This is a genomic window from Limnospira sp. PMC 289.06 (genome assembly GCF_032350395.1).
GTDB classification, from domain to species: domain Bacteria; phylum Cyanobacteriota; class Cyanobacteriia; order Cyanobacteriales; family Microcoleaceae; genus Limnospira; species Limnospira platensis.
Genome location: NZ_JARPLC010000437.1, coordinates 1 through 595, shown reverse-complemented (window position 1 = coordinate 595; position 595 = coordinate 1). Strand labels below are relative to the sequence as shown.

The window sequence follows — 595 nt, the reverse complement described above, 5'->3', positions numbered from 1 at the left end:
CGATCGCCTCTCAACTCCAATCCCAGAATGAAGCGATCGCATCTCAATCCCAATCGCTATCAAGGATAGAATCGCAGATAGAAGCGATCGCATCTCAATCCCAATCACGCCTAGAATCGCAGATAGAAGCGATCGCATCTCAACTCCAATCCCAGAATAAAGCGATCGTATCTCAACTACAGCCGATGGTCGAACAAGTGCAAGAAACTCCCATCGTGTCTTCATCTTCTGGTTTTGATTATACCGAACTCAACAGATTATTGAAATCAGGCAACTGGAAAGCTGCCGACAAAGAAACGGCTAAGATGATGTTAGCGGTGGCACAAAAAACCTCTAGGAGATATTTAGACGACGATGATATCAAAAACTTTCCCGGCGAGGATTTGCGAATCATCGATGGTCTTTGGGTTAAACACAGTAACGGACACTTCGGGTTTAGTGTCCAGAAGCAAATTTACATCAATTGTGGGGGAAAGCCCGATGGATCGTATCCAGGTGATACAATCGTATATCGGTTTGCAGACGAGGTAGGATGGCGAGTGGGTGGGTCGTGGTTGAGTTGGAAAGATTATACGTTTTCCCCCGGGTCAGCCAA

Annotated in this window: 1 protein-coding gene; it reads left to right on the top strand. The window is 46.2% G+C overall.

The window, feature by feature from the left end; all coding sequences use genetic code 11:
• Positions 1 to 595 (top strand): GUN4 domain-containing protein (locus tag P5674_RS25645; protein ID WP_315670470.1); only part of this gene is annotated, 595 nt, incomplete at both ends.